The sequence below is a fragment of the Xylanibacter ruminicola genome (assembly GCF_900107775.1).
Lineage (GTDB): Bacteria > Bacteroidota > Bacteroidia > Bacteroidales > Bacteroidaceae > Prevotella > Prevotella ruminicola_C.
Genome location: NZ_FNRF01000001.1, coordinates 40,784 through 59,864 on the forward strand (window position 1 = coordinate 40,784; position 19,081 = coordinate 59,864).

The window sequence follows — 19,081 nt, forward strand, 5'->3', positions numbered from 1 at the left end:
TGTCTTGATTGTTAGAAGTTAAAGTTAATTCCGAAGTTATAGACGCGAGTCATGGGGTAACGCGTGCTACCATAACCGGCTTGCGCCTCTGGGTCATTAGCCTTGAAACTTGTGAAAGTAAGAAGGTTGTAGCCATTGGCATAAACACGGATATTATTGATGGGTATTCCTGGTATGCGGAACGAATAGCCAATTTCCATGTTCTTCAGACGGATATATGATGCATCAACCATCCATGGAGACGAAAGGGCGCCATTATGCTCACGTGCCGATTTCTCAAGAGAGATGCGAGGCAGTATAGCATTCAGATTGTCTGCCGTCCACGAGTTATCATACACCCACTTGTTCAGCATCGACTGGTTGCCAGTACCAAAAGCTGGTGTATAGAATGAGCTCAGCTGACGGTTGACGTGGGTAGCCCCCACCCAGGTCATGGAAAAATCGAAACCTTTCCAGTTGAGTGTTGCGTTAATGCTACCAGTATATTCTGGAATGTCGCTATAGCCGATGGCATGCACATCATTGGCATCCACTTTTCCATCACCAGTATAATCGACAAACACACTATCACCAGGACGCAGCGTTATCTGTTGGTCAGGCATGTCAACACCATAAACATCCTTGTAATGCTGTTCGGTTTGACCAGGCACATAGAATTCAAAGAATTCATAGCCGAAAGGCTGTCCTACAGGATGTCCTGTATGATACATATGGGGGAACTCCTTCTTCACTTCGGCCATCTCAACAATCTCATTACGAGCAAAAGCAAAAGTTGGCGCTATAGAATAGCTCACCTCACCAATCTTATCAGCCCAGCGCAACGTAATCTCATAACCATGGTTCTTCACACGACCGAAATTAATCGAGTTGGGTTTCAAAGCAGAGATACTGGCAATGGTGGTCTCATTAGAAACGAGGATGTTCTTACGATCTTCCCAAAAGAGGTCTAAACCAAAACTCAAACGGTCGTCGAAGAAATGAATGTCGAAACCATAGTTCTGTTTGGTGGCAGTCTCCCAAGTCACATCGGGATTACCATTGGTAGATTCGCGTGCACCCGGCATGAATGAGCCATTATTGACACCGAAGTTACCTGTACGGTCGTTGGTCCACCAGGCACCACCATTATTATTGTAGAATTGCCAAGTACCAGGCAGATAGAGGAAACGTCCTATTCCCTGGTCATTACCAACCTTACCGACTGAGCCACGAATCTTAAAATAAGAAATGACTTTGCGGATAGGTTCCCAGAACTTTTCAGACGAGGCTATCCAACCAAGAGAAGCTGATGGGAAGAAGCCGAAACGCTTACCTCGGGCAAAGTTCTCTGAGCCATTGTAACCCATATTAAAGTCAACCATATACTTTGTCTGATAGTCGTAAGTCAAACGTCCCACCATACCTACGTAGCCACGAGGGATAGAATTATACTGACCGCCAGGATAGTAGTTTTTGGATTCATTATAAAGGACGAGGGCTCCAAAATTATGGTCACCAAACTTACGAGCATAGTTCAGGCTCGCCTCAGCATACCAGTTTCTACCACCCCATTTCGATTCGCTGTAGCCAAGCGGCCACGAGTCACCTTGACGGACATACGCAATCTTTGGCGAGCCATCATCATCATATTCGCCTTTGACGATAGTAGCCTTATAGTTGATACCACCACCCGTGGTACGAGCCTTTTGCTGCGTATAATCAGAGTTATAGGAGCCCTTGATACGGAAATCAAGACCCTTGGTAATAAAATCGAGTTTGAGCTTATACTGCAGGTCGAGATTCACTACACTCTGACGCTGTGTGGTATAACCATGCTCGTAGATGAGTCCTAGACCATCTGAGCCTACAGCACCCACCAGATCGGGATCGGAGACAATACGTCGCCCTCTGTTGTCAAGACCATAGCCCGACATAGGTGTACCGTTATTAAGCAGTCCCTCTACGCCAAAGACTCCCGACTGGCCGTTATACTCGCCATTACCGATAGAGTTACGACGCCCAATACGTCCACCGATGCCAATAGAGAGCGTGCTCCGTTGGGATAAATCAACATCCAGATTAGCACGGAAATTATAACGACGGTATTTGAAGTTGGCATCATCACTCTGCCCGAAAGTCTTGAACAGTCCATTTTGGTTGAGCATTCCTGCAGAAACAAAATATCTGGCACGTTCTGTGCCACCCGACACATTAATATTATATTGGTCTTGCCAGGCATGATCATTCATCAGGTATTTGAACCAGTTGGTGCTTGGATAGACCGTAGGCATATCCATATCCTTCCAGTGTTGGATAGCTTCCTTCGAGAATTTCCATCCATCTTCGGCCACCCCTTCCACCTCTTGGGCATGGTTATAGGCAGTAGCATATTCATAAGAGCTGGCAGGTTCGAGAAATCGGGATATCTGTTGCAGTCCGAATGAGGTTGTCAGTGAGATGGTTGGTTTCCCCACGGCACCACGACGGGTAGTTACAAGGATAACACCATTAGCACCACGCACACCAAAAACAGCCGTTGCAGAAGCATCTTTGAGGATTGAAATATCCTGCACCTCGTTCGGGTCAATCTGACTGAACTCACGCTCTACCCCATCTACCAACACGAGCGGTTCGGCACTATTGAAAGAGCCTATACCACGGATGCGGATGACAGGATCATCGCCACCAGGAACACCAGTGTACTGCACCGACTGCAGGCCAGGCAACTTACCAGTAAGGGCATTACCCAGAGAGGCAGCAGGTGACTTCAGGAGTTCCTTTCCACTCACGTTTGACACGGAGCCTGTCAGTGTGACCTTACTCTGCTGACCATAGCCAATTACCACTAATTCGTTGAGCATCTCATTACTTGCCACAAGAACCACATTCATTGGTCTCGTTGTCGCTTTCATTTCCACAGATTTGCAACCAACGTAAGAGAAGACCAAGGTCGTACCCTTGGGAACTCTCGACAAAAGATAATTGCCTCCGACATCGGTGACTGTGCCCTTCGACTTGTCTTTGATTTGCACAGTGGCACCAATAATCGGTTCGTTCTGCTCGTCAGTAACACAACCTCGCACATCAATCAAGCCTTGTGCAAGGCACACTCCTTGTAGCAACAAGGCCAACAAGAGGAGACTCATTTTGCATAACTTTCCCATTCAAAATAACATTAGAGTTAATAATAATTGTTTGCTTCGACTTTTTAGTTTTATTACGGGGAGCAAAATTAGGCCTTATACACAAAAAAGAGGTTAACAAAATGACAAATAGTGTAGAAAAACTATCATGCTACACATATTTGTCATTTTATTAACCTTCACTATCAGAAAGTAAGCCCCTTAAAGAGCTGATTGCCGGACTTTAGAACCTATGAGTGCATAGAAAAGCATGACCAACTCGCCGAAAAGAACGATGGACCACGACCAACGCCAATGGCCCATCCAGTCAGCCAGTAGGCCTTGGAGAAGTGGCAACAGGGCACCGCCAACCACTCCAATCATGAATACACCAGAAGCTACAGAAGTATATTTTCCGAGTTTTGATACAGCCAAAGTAAAAATGGCTCCCCACATGATGCTGTGACATAGACCTACCGCCACCAATATCCATGGGTTATTAGTCAGCATAGCCATTATAACCAATAAACAGGCCATCGTTGTGGTAAATATCAATTGGACACGAGGATGGATGGTGCTGAGTGTGCTTCCCAACAATCTTCCTACCAACAGGCCACCCCAATAGAGTGTTGCCATCAACGTGCATACAGAAATGTCTAATCCAAGATCCTCGCTGACATAGAGGTTGATGTTTGTACCAATACACACCTCACATCCCACATAGAAAAAGATAGCCACCACGCCATACGCCAGATGACTGAAAGACCACACGCTTCTCTCCAGCTTCTCACCCATTTCGTGATGTGTCCCCTTTATATCTGGAAGAGAGAGGCGAAGCAGAATAAAAATGATGATGAATACAACAGCCGCCAATACCAGGAAAGGCACCATCAACTGTTGGATTTTCACTTCTTCCAACGCAAGACCACCAAACACAATGCCCGACACAAAATAGGGGGCTATCGTAGTACCTACCGAATTTGCTGTACCACCAATAGCCAGGCGTTGCACTGCCTGAGTGCTTTTAACGTTACAGGCTGTAAGGTAAGGATTGATCACCACTTGCAGAATAGTAGCCGAAGCTCCGACAACAAAGGATCCTAACAGGAAAATAAAGAATCCGCCAGGAATGCTATGATCATTCAACTGTAATGCAGCATCAGGCAGATGCATTGTAAACCATGAGGAGAGGAAAAACAATAGCAATCCAATGGTCATCACCATGAGCCCACGTATGAGTGTGCCCTTGTAGCCATAACACTCAATCCACTTTGATCCCAATCGGCCACAAACGGGATAAGCCAGAAACCAAGAGAAGGTTACCAGTGTGGTTAGAGTGTTTTTAAGGCTACCTGCATCTGAAAGGAAAGCCGCCTTGAGAGGCCCTTGGAACTGTCCGTTGGCTGTAGTTAGGAATCCTACAATCAAAAAAAGAAAGACCATTGTGAGGAATGGTCCAAAATAGTTTGTCTGCGGTTGCAATTTTGAATTCATATCAATCATCTTCTTAACGTTTCACAAATTTAGCAGCAGCAGCATCCAACAAAAACTCGCATTGAGGATGAAGTTGAAGTACTGAGGCTGGCACTGCTCTTGATACAGGACCATATAACATTCTGCGCACCATATCGGCCTTATGCGCCCCCTTAGCCACCAAAACGATTTTCCTGGCATGCATGATATCCTTGATACCCAGTGTGACACCACCCAAAGAGAGACTTAGAGGAGTCTGTGTTTCCTGGCGAATGCGCACCTCCAGCTCGTCATTCATCCTCGTCGTCCAAGCCACACTCTCAAATGGTGTACCTGGTTGATTGAATCCCAGATGTCCATTCTCCCCTAATCCAAGCATCAGGAGATCGATTCCCCCACGCGCTTCTATACTATCAACAAATGTTTTACAGTCTTTTTCCCAGTCAGAACTCATGGTGGGCAGCATCAGAAAATGGGCATTATCGATGCCCAAGTCGTCTATCAACTCCGTCTTCAACATCGTATAACAAGCACCAGCATAAGTTCGGGGCACATTCATCACCTCGTCCAATCCGAAAAACGTAACGTGACTGACATCAAAAGGCGTTCTGTGATGTTGTTCCACAATTTTGCGGTGCATATTCTTAGTCGTCCTGCCTGTTGACAAACCGATAACGCTATCTGGTTTTAATAGTATCTGCCTGATGACACGTTGTGAGGCAGTCAGATCGAAGACCGACTCATTCTCTACGATAGTAATACTCATCATACCTATGGATTATTTAGAATTCATGGATATAGCCGCAGCACCTAAGAGACCTGCAAATTGCGGGTCAAGTTTGGTAAGTACAACACCATTAGATACGAATCGCATGGTAACAGGATGCAGATAGTGCTCAATATGTTCAAGCATGAAGCCATCTGCAACTACGCCACCTCCTAAAACCACCGTGTCGGGATCGGTCATTCGCACCAAGTTCATAATCAGATTGGCTAAGGCCTCAGCAGCATTGTCAACCAGCACTCTGCATAAGGGGTCATTCTGTCCATAGAGGGCAAAGATATCTCTCACGTCAACGCGTTCACCATTCACTGTAGGAATCTGCAATGCAGTAGGATATTGTTTCTGGAGTAAACGGGCACAACGGTCGAAGCCCATACCGGAAGCAATAGCCTCCACACAGTCAACTCGACCACATGGACATTTCACGCCCACCTGAACTCCCACTCTCACATGCCCCACTTCGCCAGCATTAAAATGACTACCACGAACTTGTTGCCCATTGATAACGAGACCAGCAGCGATGCCCGTACCAACGTTGACATATAAGAAGTTACGTGACACCCTACCATGCCCCCACATCATCTCTGCACGCGTGGCACTCTTCACATCGTTGTCAATAAAGCAAGGCATACCGTACGTTTCAGACAGTTGCTGTGCCAGAGGCATTGGGTAGGTTCGCTCGGGATCAATCTGCTGCCAGATACCCTGCTCATAGTCAACACGTCCTATCAATCCAACCCCCATTGCTACGGGCGGCTGCTTGTACCAACCCACCTGATGGATATAATCATCCAAAGAATGACGGATAATATCAAAAGCCACCTGCTGATTGAAATAGCCAGAGTCATAACGCTTGTGATTGTAAATGTTCCCTTGGCCATCAACCTCGCCTATCAGGAGTTTAGTGCCGCCTAAATCTAAACCTAAATAAGTTTCCATATTTGTTTTATTTTATTGTTTATTTCATCATCTTACTTGGAGAAAAGCCAAATTGTTTCTTAAAACAGGTGCTGAAGTACTTGGGATCATTATATCCCACTTTTACTGCTACTTCTGCTATCGTCCATAGTTTCGCTTCCAATAACCTTTTCGATTCATTCAGTCTGAATATTCGCAAATAGTCATTTGGACAGTGCCCTGTTGTGGCTTTGATTTTGGTAAACATAGCCGTACGGCTCATCCCCATTTCCTGGCAGATATCATTAATCTGCAACTCGCTGTTGGACAATTGCGCCCTGATAACCTTATCAAGTCTTTGCAGAAATTCCAAATCACTCGTTTCCTTGACAGCGCCAGACTTGCTCAGATCCGGAAGTCCTTTTGTTGGTTCTTCGAGTACAATTCCTATTCTGGCTTTCAGTATCGACATGTCGCAGGGTTTGGTGATAAAGTCTTTTGCACCAGCCTCCAAACCATAAACGATATCGGTACTATAGGATAGCGACGAGAGGAATACGACTGGTAGCATACAGGTTTCTGCATCTTCTCTGATGGCATGACAGAGTTCATCGCCACCCATATCCTGCATCAGGTATTCGGATATGACAAGGTCGGCTTTGATATCCTCAATCATATGGATAGCCTGCTGTCCACTCTTCACGAACACCAAGTCATAGTCAGACTGCAAACCTGCTTTCAGATTCGTCTCTGTATCCTCATCCATACCCACCACTAGAATTTTTTTCTTGATATGGGTAACTACTGTTTCTGGACGCGACGCCTTACAGTCAACTTCATCCATCTGCCGTCTCCTATGAAGGAGCCAGACGACAACTGCCAACAGCAGTATATTGAAAAAAATACTTATCCAAGTAATCATAGCTTCATCAGTTCAGCTAACAGAGATAACCACTTGCCTGCCGAAGTAAGCCACACCTCTTTATAACAGGCATTATTCGTCATCGGGAAATAGGGCATATCCTTATCCACGATAGCACGAATGCCTACGGGCATCTCACCTACGATTTCTCCTGACGAGAAACTGTCTTGAGAGGGATAGCGATGACCTTCGCCATACATGAGCGACTGGCAGAATGGATTCTTGCCAAGTGTCCAATAGAGTTGCTCTATAGCAATATCACTCAGTTCCTGATCATCCAGGAATCTGCCACAAAGTGCAGCAGCCTTACCCGAAGCAAGTATCAATGCCTCGTTGCCATCAAAGATATCTGTCCACAGAGGGAAGCGACGCACACTCTGATCCTGATAGATACCACTAGGAATCATCCCATAAGGCAGAGTTACCTTCATGATTTTTTTGAGATACTGACCGTATAATGTTAAGGCATACTGCCAATGGTGGAAATCCTGATGTTGACGCTGACTCTCACAAAGAGCGACAAGCGCCTGGATAGGCAGTTGTTCTCTCGACTGGTGCATAAAATGCACTATAGACTGGTGCGTACTGTCACGATAGAAGTAGCCAGCCATCTCACCTGACTGCTCTTGACACATCAATGTATAGTGAATGTATTGCGCGGCCTTGTCAGCATAAATTTTTTCACCTGTCAGCTGGTAGAGCATGGATGCCGACCACGAGGCAGCAGCCATCCATATGCTCTCAGGCATGCCATAAGTATGCTCCATTTTAATTTTAAAGGTGTCGAGACCATGAACCAAGAACTGACTATCTGCAAAGCCAAAGTCCTCAATGGCCACCTGTTTCAACTGCTCATCGTTTAGCTGCAAGGATGCATAAGCCTCATAAGCAGCATAAAGATAGTTGTCGAAGGCATGATGCTGTTTACGTACAGTATGGATATCATCCTCTGTACCAGCGATACCATCAGTCCAGTGAAGCAGTCCTATACTACTGGCTCGCCATCCATCACCCATGCGGGTGTTCATAAGTTGCCGAAGCCCGTGCTGGGCCTCGTCGAGTAAACGTTCGGCCAATTGTGGATGGAGTTGTTTGCACACCTGGTATGCTTCAAGCAATGCAAATGTCACATCACCAGTCTGAAGTGTTTGCTGCGACAAGTCGCCTGCATCATGCCAGCCACCGCCGTAGCTGAATGGCTGTCCATTGTGATCACAGAACACATCCGTGTGGCATCTGGCATGGATACCATCAACGACATCGCCACAACGCTGACAACGGATAAAATTCAGCGTTTTCCACATGGTACCGTCCAATGCATGCCGACTGATAGGAAATGGTGCCGAATGTAAATCGTCTAATACCAGACTATAGATACCCTCTCGCTGAAAATCGGAGAAATCGATGACAGCCAACTGACTGTTGAGAGTAGATGGCACCACTTGCGTTGTTCCCTGAAACACTACCCGATGTGTCTGTTCATCGATGAGTTTGAAATTTCCGCCCTGACCAGCCACCAATGCTGTCTTAGGCCCCATTGTAAAATAGCCAGACATTGAATAAGCCATCTTTCCTGGTGCCACCTGCCAACCTGCAGTCTGCTCTGGCTGTGCCACACGTTCCAGTTGCATGTTACGGATTTCGTAATGAATAGAGTCCTGTTTAGAGAGATTTCTGCCCTTGATGTCCGTATAAAGTCGTATGTCGGTGACCTCTTTACGAGGCATCTCTTCTATCTGATAGATTACATGCTGCCAAACCTTTTTCTCCACATTCACCAAATGAGCTCCCCCCCCACTGTAAGGATGGCTATCTACAGCCACATTTACATTAGCGATACCAGCATCCAAATCTGTACGGATATCAAAGGAGATACGATTCCAGTCCTCCAGGTTATGGTTATTCAGAGGAATGGTGATACTCGATGTACCATAAATGGCATAATCTGGATCATCTTTCGGACCTATGGCTCGCTTTCCAGTGCTGACAGGCAGTGCCAACACCCATTTTCCATTGATCATTTTTGAGGCAACGATGGGCTGAGCCTTCATTTCGCTTTCTAGTGATGCTTCTGCATAGCACTTCATGGGACGGTTCAGCACCCAGAGAAGTGCGTTGGTAAACATTCTGACGAAATCAGGATTATCAAAAAGTGAGGCACTATGCCCTATTTGGAAATATACATTACGAGCAGGTTTACTGAGGTTAGTCCAGATAACAGGGTGATCGCCCATCTTCACACCAGAAGCTGGATGATAGGTATTTTCATCCACACTTGCCAGCACATGCACATGTCGCCGAGGCGTCTGATCATAAGTGTACCATTCGTCTTCCTTTATCAGAAACTTTGGATTGACACCCGACATCACAGGATGCCCTGGATCTTCCACTATCACTTGTCCATCGGCCTTCTCTGCAATGTAATTCTGGAATCGGATGCTTCCAAGAAAGTCACTGAACCACAGCCACATAGGATAGCCGTCGAACTCACCTAACAGCGATGCATGATGGAAACCAATCCATGCTACAGTCCCCTTATCAATAGCCTGTTCGAACTCTTTCATGGCCACCTGACTCCATACATAGGGCGGATAATTCAGTTGCACCACCAGATCGTATTGAGCGATGTCACCAGCTTGCAATTTGTTACAGTCATCAAGTTCTGTGATGCTGAAATTCATTTCTTCTGCCTGCTGGTGCAGCCAGCGCAGTCCCGTTTGGGTAAAAGCATCATGCTGCCCTCCCAATTCGGCCAGCACCAGCACGCGCTTTTGTGCAGCCATCAGGTCTATCATATGGCACAGTAGCACAAGTACTATCCATGCCCATCGTCTCACCAATATCGTTTTCATACTATTTCTCAAAAGGATTGCCTTTAGGGTCACAGCTTACCACCCACCTGAACGCATTCGTATAAAGCATATTCTGCGTGGCCTCCATGAAACTCTCGTCACCATGTCCCATATTCAGATAAATCATTCGATATCTTTTGTTTGTCCACACAATAGGAAAATCGCCTGACTTCACCACATCCTTAATACCAAAAGGATACATCTTAGATGATATCGACACCAGAATTTCTACATCTTTATCCTGACGAGGCGATGTGGTCCATTGATAATATTCTGAGGCAGGCGCCACATACTGTTCAGGTAGCGTGCGTGTAACAGGATGCTCAGATGTTTCCACTCTGACCAAAGCAGACTGTGGTGGCCATTGATTACAGAGGAATGAGCCACAACCCAAGAACTCGGTCATCCAGGGCCATTCGGCCTCGTTAGCCCTAAACGCAGAGGCGTGGAACCCCATCCATCCACCTCCATTCTCCATATAGGTCTGAAAAGCTTCACGTGTCTTCTTGTCAGCTATTCCATAGTTACACATAATGATGATACTATAGTTTTGCAGACTATCACGATAATCACCCAGATTGGTGGTCACATCCAACAGATAGCCTTCTCCATACGTCAGTTTATGAAAAAACTGAATAGCCTGTTTATCAAACTGCACATGAGCCTCTTCGGCTGTAGGTTCATAACACAATAGTGCCTTGAATCGAGGCCCTTTGGCATAGTTAGCCGGATAGTCTTCAGTCTGAGCATTCAAGTTCAAACCATTAACGAATAGCAATGCTGTTAAAATTAGTTTTAGAATCTTCATTTTTTATCTTGTTTATTAGTCGCGCTGCAAAAGTATCACATTCCCGTGACATAGAAGTTTAATAATTGACAAATCGAGTAGAGAATCTGTCATTACTTACAAAAAAAGTCAGTTATTCATCTTTCTATCGGTACAAAGTTACAAAAAATAATCCATCCTGTTCATTCACAAAATAAAGATGTGGATAAAAACAAAACTGCCAAAACGTAACGATTTGTATTTAAACCATTTACGTATCTGCACCAGCTATGACAATATAGATTCAGTATGGATAAATGGATGGCATTATAGAGTTTGCGAACAACTCTGTTCACGACATTAACATCTTTTTTGCATAAAATACACATATCTCGCAAAAGTTTTGTACCTTTGCAGGCGAAATGAAGAAGTTATATATTGAAACCTATGGCTGCCAGATGAATGTGGCAGACTCTGAAGTAGTTGCATCGGTGATGCAGATGGCTGGTTACGAAACCACAGAGACCATCGACGAGGCCGATGCTGTATTCTTGAATACCTGTTCTGTTCGTGATAATGCCGAACAGAAGATTTTTCACCGTCTGGATGCGCTGGATGCTGAGCGCCGTCGCCGCCAGAAGGCAGATCCTGAAGCCAATCGCATGCTGATTGGCGTGTTGGGTTGTATGGCCGAGAGGGCTCAGAACGACCTGCTCGACAACCACCACTGCGACTTGGTGGCTGGTCCTGATGCTTATCTCTCACTGCCCGACCTGATTGCGCAGGCCGAGTTGGGACATAAGGCCATGAATACCGAACTCTCTACCAGCGAGACTTATAAGGATGTGGTACCCCAGCGTATCGGCATCGGTCATAAGATTGGTGGTTTTGTGAGCATTATGCGTGGTTGCAACAATTTCTGCCACTACTGTATTGTGCCTTACACCCGTGGTCGTGAGCGCAGTCGCGATATCGAGAGTATCCTGCGCGAGGTGCGCGACCTGCGCGATAAAGGCTATAAGGAGGTTACCCTGTTGGGGCAGAATGTCAACTCGTATAAGTTCGAGGACATTGATTTCCCCACGTTATTAAGAAAGGTGGCCGAAGAGGTGCCCACCATGCGCGTGCGCTTTACCACATCGCACCCCAAGGACATGAGCGACGAAACCCTGAAGGTGATCGCCGAGGTGCCTAACGTTTGCAAGCACATCCACCTGCCCGTACAGAGTGGTAGCGACCGCATTCTGAAGTTAATGAACCGCAAATACACCCGCGAGTGGTATATGGATCGCGTACATGCCATCCGTCGTATCATCCCCGATTGCGGTCTTTCTACCGATATCTTTGTAGGTTATCACTCCGAGACAGAGGAAGACCACCAGCTGTCGCTCGACCTGATGCGCGAGGTGGGTTACGATTCTGCCTTTATGTTCAAATACTCCGAGCGCCCAGGCACTTATGCCTCAAAACACCTACCCGATAATGTATCTGAGGAAGAGAAGATCCGTCGACTGAACGAGCTCATCGCGCTACAGACCGAGATGAGTGCTATCCAGAACAAGAAGGACGAGGGTAAGGAGTTCGACGTGCTGGTTGAGGGCTTCTCAAAGCGCAGCAGAGAGCAGCTCTGCGGTCGTACCGAACAGAATAAAATGGTGGTCTTCGATAAGGCCGGTCACCATATTGGTGAAACTGTTCGTGTGCGCATCACCGGTAGTACCAGTGCCACCTTATTAGGAGAGGCGGTGGAAAAGTAAAAGGGTAAAAAAGTAAAAAGTAGAAAAGTGAAAGAGTTCCTGAACGTACTTAGGCGGTTTGTTCCTCCATACAAGAAATACCTGGTGGCATCGGTAGTGTTCAATATTCTATCGGTTATCCTGAATGTCTTTTCGTTTGCAGCCCTGATACCTATCTTGCAGATTATCTTCAAGACTGGCGATGGCGATACAGCAACCGCCCTGATGGCATGGGATTGGGCCAACGCGCAGGAGGTGTTGATGAACAACATGAACTACTATGTCAACCAGCTCATTGCCGATCTCGGTCCTACCACCACGCTTCTCATCATCGGTCTCTTCCTGGCCTTTATGACCTTCCTGAAGACTGGTGCCTACTTTCTGTCGTCGGCTACCATCGTGCCCATCCGTACAGGTGTGGTTCGCGATATCCGCAACCAGCTTTATCAGAAAATCAACACCCTGCCGTTAGGTTTCTTCAGCGAGGAGCGCAAGGGCGACATCATTGCCCGTATGAGTGGTGATGTGCAAGAGATTGAAAACTCGATTATGTCGAGTCTCGAGATGCTGTTCAAGAACCCCATTCTGATAGTAGGCTATTTCACCATGCTGCTGTTTATCTCATGGCAGCTCACCGTGTTCACCTTGGTTATCGTTCCCATCATGGGTTGGTTCATGGGTTGGGTAGGCCGAAAGCTCAAAGCCCAATCGGTAAAGGCTCAGGGCCTTTGGAGCGACACAATGAGTCAGGTTGAGGAGACGTTGGGTGGTTTACGCATCATCAAGGCCTTCTGTGCCGAAGAGAAGATGAACAAGCGTTTCGACGCCATCAACTCGGCCTATCGCAATGATATCATGCGTGTCAACATCCGTCAGTCGTCGGCCCATCCCATGTCAGAGTTTCTGGGCACTGTGATGATTGTGATTGTATTGTGGTTCGGTGGTGTGCTGGTGCTCAACAACCACACGCTCTCAGGACCTATCTTTATTTATTATATGGTGATGCTCTACTCGATTATCAACCCACTGAAGGATTTCTCGAAAGCCGGCTATAACATCCCCAAGGGACTGGCTTCGATGGAGCGTGTGGATAAGATTCTGATGGCCGAGAATACCATTCAGGAGCCTGCGTCTCCTAAACATATTGCCAGTTTCGAGCACCAGATTGAGTTCCGCCACGTATCATTCAAATATGGCGAACAATGGGTATTGAAGGATATCAACCTGGTAATCCCCAAGGGTAAGACCATCGCTTTGGTTGGTCAGAGTGGTAGCGGAAAATCAACAATGGTAGATCTCATCCCCCGTTACTATGATGTTCAGGAGGGCGAGGTACTCATCGATGGCATCAACGTTAAAGAGTTGGGTATTCACGATCTGCGCCAGTTGATTGGTAATGTAAACCAGGAGGCTATCCTCTTTAACGATTCGTTCCGCAACAACATCTCGTTCGGTGTGGATAACGCCACCCAGCAGCAGATTGAGGAAGCTGCCAAGATTGCCAATGCCTACGATTTCATCATGGCATCCGAGAACGGTTTCGATACCAACATCGGTGATCGCGGCGGCCGCTTGTCTGGTGGTCAGCGCCAGCGTGTGAGCATCGCTCGTGCCATCCTGAAGAATCCACCAATCCTGATTCTCGACGAGGCCACATCGGCCCTCGACACCGAGAGCGAGCGCCTGGTTCAGGATGCTCTAGAGCGCCTGATGAAGACCCGCACTACCGTAGCCATCGCACACCGTTTGAGCACCATTAAGAATGCCGACGAGATTTGCGTGCTACACGAGGGAAAGATAGTAGAACGTGGCACCCACGATGAACTGCTGAACATCGACGGTTATTACAAGAAGCTACATGAAATGCAGAGTTAGTTATCTGATAAAGACGTACCTCTGGACGGCTCTTGTGTTCGTCTTGGCCAAGTTGGCATTTATGCTTTTCTGCCGAGAGGGACACGAGTTCGTGTATAGCGATATATGGCAGGTGGTACAGCACGGACTGTCGCTCGACTTATCAACAGCCCTGTATTTCTTTATTGTACCTTTTCTCGCCACCATTGTCAGCATGTGGTACACAGGCCAATGGCTGTTCCGCATCCTGAAAGGGTATTACGCCTTGATAGCCATCGCTTTTGCTTTAGCTTTTGTGGCCGACACCAGTCTTTATCCCTTCTGGGCATTCAAGCTCGATGCCTCGTGCCTGCAGTACCTCGAAACACCCAACGAGGCTACAGCCAGCGTCTCTGTCGTCTATCTCATCTGGCGATTCACAGCGTTAGTGGTAGCAGCTGTTGTTATCTATAAGGGCTACGCTAACGCCCTATGTAGTCTGAATGGCGCTAACCGACCGAAGAGATCACTCAAAACAGCACTTATCAGCTTGGTTACATTCCTGATCATGGCACCATTGATAGTCATCGGTATTCGTGGTGGCTTAGACGAATCTACCACCAATATCGGTCAGGTATACTATTCGCAGAATCAGTTCCTCAACCACTCGGCTGTTAATCCTGTTTTCAGTTTTTTGGCTTCGTTAGAGAGGACCGCCAGCAACAATGAGAGTTACAACTATATGAGCGACGAGGTCTGTCAGCAGATTATCGATCAGCTTTATAACACTGAGAGTGTGGATAGTGACACCCTGCTGAACACACCAACGCCCAACATCATCGTGATACTGATGGAGAGCCTCGGCGGCGAGTTTACCGAACTCAGTGGTCGCAAGGACATCACCCCCAATCTCAACAAGTTGGCTGCTGAAGGTGTTTACTTTACCAACTGCTACGCTAACTCATGGCGCACCGATCGCGGCACCCTGTGTACCTATAGCGGTTATCCCTCGTTCCCCAACACATCCGTAATGAAGATGCCCGCAAAATCGCGCACACTACCTTGTATTGCCCGTTCGCTACGTGACGAGAAGCAGTACAACACCCATTATCTATATGGTGGCGACATCAATTTCACCAACATGCGCAGCTACCTGATTAGCGGCGGGTTCGACCAGCTTACCTGGAAGGCCGACTATACAACAGCCGAACAAAAATCAGCCGAATGGGGTGTACGCGATGACATCACCTTCGGCACCCTGTATGATATGGCCACCACTCTCCCATCGCCTTATCTCATCGGCTACTCTTCGCTGAGCAGTCACGAGCCGTGGGATGTGCCCATCAAGCATTTCGACGATGAGATTCTGAATGCTTTCTATTATCTCGACCAGTGTATTGGCGATTTCGTGACCAAACTGCGCCGCACAGAGGCTTGGAAGAATACGCTGATTGTGCTGCTGCCCGATCACGGCATCAACTACAAAGAGTACGACGAGCAGCATCCGCTACGCAACCGTATCCCGATGATTTGGGTTGGCGGCGCCGTAAAAGCTCCCCGCCGTATCGATACCATCTGCAACCAGACCGACCTGCCCGCTACGCTGTTAGCCCAGTTAGGTCTGTCGCATAGCGATTATACATTTAGTCGCGATGTGCTCAGTCGCACTTATACCCACCCTGTGGCCATGCATACCTTTACCGAAGGTTATTCGATGGTAGATAGCACTGGTCTCACGGTATTCGACCTGAATAGTCAGCGGGTTACCATTGGTAAGGGCGATATTACCATTGCTCAAGCCATTCTGCAAGCCGCTACAAAAGATTTAAATCAACGATGAAACATCTTCTCAGCAAGCCCTATGCCCCTATCGTGGCAGTTATCTGGAACATCCTGTTAGTCTATGTAGTTTACCAGATAGCACGATTGGCGTATTTCTTTGAAAACACCCAACTGCTGCATTATAACAGCGATGTATTTCGTGGCGGACTCCTGTTCGACACCTCGGCTATTGTTTATACAAACGCCCTTTATGTGGTGCTGATGATTACCGTTGGGGCATTTACGTTGAAAGGTCAGAAAGCCCTTAAGTGGCTGTATCTCATCATCAACGGTCTTGCTTTAACCATCAACTTAGGCGATGCGGTTTATTTCCAATACACTATGCGCCGCACCACCACGACGGTATTCGGTGAGTTCTCGAACGAGGGCAACTTGGGTAGCATTTTCGGCACCGAGTTTATCAACCACTGGTACCTGGTGCTGCTGTTTGTAGTAGTAATGCTAGGCCTTTACAAGCTGTATGCCCTGCCCCGACGCAAGCATGCAGCCAACTTAGCAAGCTTGCTGCTCATCGCGCCTCTGAGTATTGCCGGCATGCGCGGCGGTTTTACCACAGCCGTTCGCCCCATCACTGTATCAAACGCCAACCAATACGCCCAGCATCCTACCGATGCCGCTTTGGTACTCAATACTCCATTCTCGCTCATCCGCACCATCGGCAAAAGCGTATTCACCGTGCCCAACTATTATGAGAGCGAGACTGAGTTAGAGGCCATCTACACCCCGCAGCATAAGGCCCAGAGCGATACGTTGGTTAAAAAGAACGTTGTGGTTCTGATTATCGAAAGCTTCGGTCGCGAGTATATCGGTGCGCTCAACAGCGATTTAGAGGGCGGCAAGTACAAGGGATACACACCTCGTATCGATTCGCTCATTGCCCATAGCACCACTTTCCGATATAGTTTTTGTAACGGCCGAAAGAGCATCGATGGCATGCCGAGTATCCTCTCCAGCATCCCTATGTTTGTTGAGCCGTTCTTCCTCACCCCAGCCTCGATGAACGATTATACCGGTCTGGCCGGCATCTTAGGTAACGAGGGTTACCAGACAGCTTTCTTCCATGGAGCCCAGAATGGCTCAATGGGCTTTGAGGCCTTTGCCAAGAAGACGGGCTTCCAACGTTATTACGGTCGTACCGAATACGAGGCTGCGCGTGGCACAAACGATTTCGATGGAACCTGGGCCATCTGGGACGAGCCCTTCTTCCAGTATTATGCTGAGGAGATGAGTAAGATGCAGCAGCCGTTTATGACGGCTATCTTCTCGGCCTCCAGTCACCATCCATTCGCCATCCCCGAGCAGTATAAGGCGCAGTACCCCGAGGAACATCTGCCCATCCAGAAATGCATCCGCTATACCGATATGGCTCTTGGCAAGTTCTTTGCCACCGCTCGTAAGCAACCTTGGTTTTCTAACACCATCTTTGTACTTACCAGCGACCATACCAACCAGAGCGACCATGCTGAATATCAGAGTGATCTGGGCGGTTTCTGTTCGCCCATCATCATCTACGACCCGTCGCACGCCGAAGGTCGGATGGAAGACAAGGTGGCACAGCAGATAGATATCCTGCCCACCGTCTTGGGTATGTTGGGTTACTCTAAGCCCTATGTGGCTTTTGGTATCGACGTGCTCAACACGCCCGCCAACGATACGTGGGCGGTCAACTACCTCAACGGTATCTATCAGTACGTGAAATATGGTTATGTGCTTCAGTTCGACGGAAAAGAAACCAAGGGTGTTTATCAGTTAACCGACCGTCTGATGCGCCACAACCTGAAGGGCAAGGTACCTCAGCAGGCACAGATGGAGCGCGAGCTGAAAGCCATCATCCAGCAATATATGATGCGCATGACCAAAAACAAGCTGCTTTAAAACTTATACCAAGGTTTTTTAGGGGGCGCAGGCTTATTGTCGGGATGATCCTTGGCAATTACCTTACCGTCTATGACCTCATAACGCTCGTTAAACTCAGCACGTGTACGCTTCCAGCGGTCGTGACTCCACAACCAGAACTCGGGCGCACGCTTGATACTCTTCTCCAACAAATCGAAGTACATATCTGTGAGTTCATAATCCTTCAGCTGCTGTGGCTCGCACGTCATCGGGATGAATTCGGCCTCATAGTAGCCACGCTTTACACGGCGCACATCCAGAAAGAACACCGCATAATTCATTTTCTTGGCGATACGCTCTGTACCAGTGAGCACAGGTGTATCGTGATGCAGAAAATCTATCCAGTGGTGGATGTTCACCCAATGGGGTTTCTGATCCGAGATAAATCCAATCACTACAGGCTGCTTAGCGCGGCGGAACTCCACCATTTTTCGCAAAGTATCCTGCATGGGGATACAAACAGCCCCCATACGCTGGCGCGACTTCAGGAACAAGCGGTCGAAGTCCTTGTTCTCGATAGGATGATAAATCTGTCCGCATTGCGCCTTGGGCGAAAGCCAGAGCGGCAACGATGTCACCCACTCCCAGTTACACAGGTGCCCCAGATACACAACACACGACTGTCCCGACTCGATGACCTTATCTACCTGTTCTGCACCCTTAAACACCATACGGCGCTTCAGGTTTTCGGGTGTCATCGTCATCAGTTTCACACTCTCCACGATATAATCGCAGAAAAAGTGGTAGAATCCACGTTCTATCCTGTATCTTTCGTCATCAGTTTTCTCGGGGAACGACTCTTTGATGTTTCTCCTTATCACTTTTTTACGATAGCCCAACACGCCATACAGCAACCAAAACAGCAGGTCGCTGATGAGGTAATGTACACGTAATGGCAGTAATGAGAACACATACCAAACGGCTAAAACAATAAAGTAGAGTACCTTCATGGATGCAAAATTATATAATTATTTGCAAT

12 protein-coding genes are annotated in these 19,081 nt (G+C 47.5%); 4 read left to right on the forward strand and 8 right to left on the reverse strand.

What is annotated here, in order from left to right:
* Nucleotides 1–11 precede the first annotated feature (11 nt).
* The 7 genes from BLU97_RS00135 to BLU97_RS00165 form a co-directional block, all read right to left on the reverse strand.
* Complete coding sequence (locus tag BLU97_RS00135) at nt 12–3,143, reverse strand: SusC/RagA family TonB-linked outer membrane protein (protein ID WP_074759714.1); 3,132 nt, start codon at nt 3,141–3,143, stop codon at nt 12–14.
* Nucleotides 3,144–3,323: 180 nt separating this feature from the next.
* Entirely contained in the window at nt 3,324–4,595 is a 1,272-nt protein-coding gene (locus BLU97_RS00140; protein WP_074760360.1) for an MFS transporter, read from the reverse strand.
* Between the two features lie 13 nt (nt 4,596–4,608).
* Nucleotides 4,609–5,340 (reverse strand): 6-phosphogluconolactonase, encoded by a 732-nt coding sequence (locus BLU97_RS00145; protein WP_074759716.1) that lies wholly within the window; start codon nt 5,338–5,340, stop codon nt 4,609–4,611.
* A gap of 12 nt (nt 5,341–5,352) precedes the next feature.
* Nucleotides 5,353–6,297, reverse strand: a complete 945-nt coding sequence (locus BLU97_RS00150; protein ID WP_028911368.1) for an ROK family protein — start codon at nt 6,295–6,297, stop codon at nt 5,353–5,355.
* A gap of 19 nt (nt 6,298–6,316) precedes the next feature.
* Nucleotides 6,317–7,099, reverse strand: a complete 783-nt coding sequence (locus BLU97_RS00155; RefSeq protein WP_175456272.1) for a DNA-binding response regulator — start codon at nt 7,097–7,099, stop codon at nt 6,317–6,319.
* Between the two features lie 74 nt (nt 7,100–7,173).
* Nucleotides 7,174–10,029, reverse strand: a complete 2,856-nt coding sequence (locus BLU97_RS00160; RefSeq protein WP_081352785.1) for a ThuA domain-containing protein — start codon at nt 10,027–10,029, stop codon at nt 7,174–7,176.
* 1 nt (nt 10,030) lies between these two features.
* Entirely contained in the window at nt 10,031–10,837 is an 807-nt protein-coding gene (locus tag BLU97_RS00165) for a ThuA domain-containing protein (protein ID WP_074759721.1), read from the reverse strand.
* 380 nt (nt 10,838–11,217) lie between these two features.
* On the opposite strand from BLU97_RS00165, the gene miaB reads away from it, so the two are divergent.
* The 4 genes from miaB (at nt 11,218) to BLU97_RS00185 (ending at nt 18,081) form a co-directional block, all read left to right on the forward strand.
* A complete protein-coding gene (miaB, locus tag BLU97_RS00170) occupies nt 11,218–12,552 on the forward strand; it encodes a tRNA (N6-isopentenyl adenosine(37)-C2)-methylthiotransferase MiaB (protein WP_074759722.1) in 1,335 nt (444 codons plus the stop codon).
* Nucleotides 12,553–12,579: 27 nt separating this feature from the next.
* Nucleotides 12,580–14,406, forward strand: coding sequence for an ABC transporter ATP-binding protein (locus BLU97_RS00175; protein WP_074759723.1), 1,827 nt, complete (start codon nt 12,580–12,582; stop codon nt 14,404–14,406).
* A gap of 61 nt (nt 14,407–14,467) precedes the next feature.
* Nucleotides 14,468–16,204 carry an LTA synthase family protein gene (locus BLU97_RS00180; protein ID WP_175456273.1) on the forward strand — a complete coding sequence of 579 codons (1,737 nt, stop codon included), beginning with the start codon at nt 14,468–14,470 and terminating at the stop codon, nt 16,202–16,204.
* Nucleotides 16,201–18,081, forward strand: a complete 1,881-nt coding sequence (locus tag BLU97_RS00185; protein WP_074759725.1) for an LTA synthase family protein — start codon at nt 16,201–16,203, stop codon at nt 18,079–18,081. The genes BLU97_RS00180 and BLU97_RS00185 overlap by 4 nt, the downstream gene beginning before the upstream one ends.
* Here BLU97_RS00185 and BLU97_RS00190 read toward each other — a convergent pair.
* Nucleotides 18,078–19,052: a lysophospholipid acyltransferase family protein gene (locus BLU97_RS00190; protein ID WP_074759726.1), complete on the reverse strand. Its 975-nt coding sequence runs from the start codon at nt 19,050–19,052 to the stop codon at nt 18,078–18,080. The genes BLU97_RS00185 and BLU97_RS00190 overlap by 4 nt on opposite strands.
* Nucleotides 19,053–19,081: the final 29 nt, after the last annotated feature.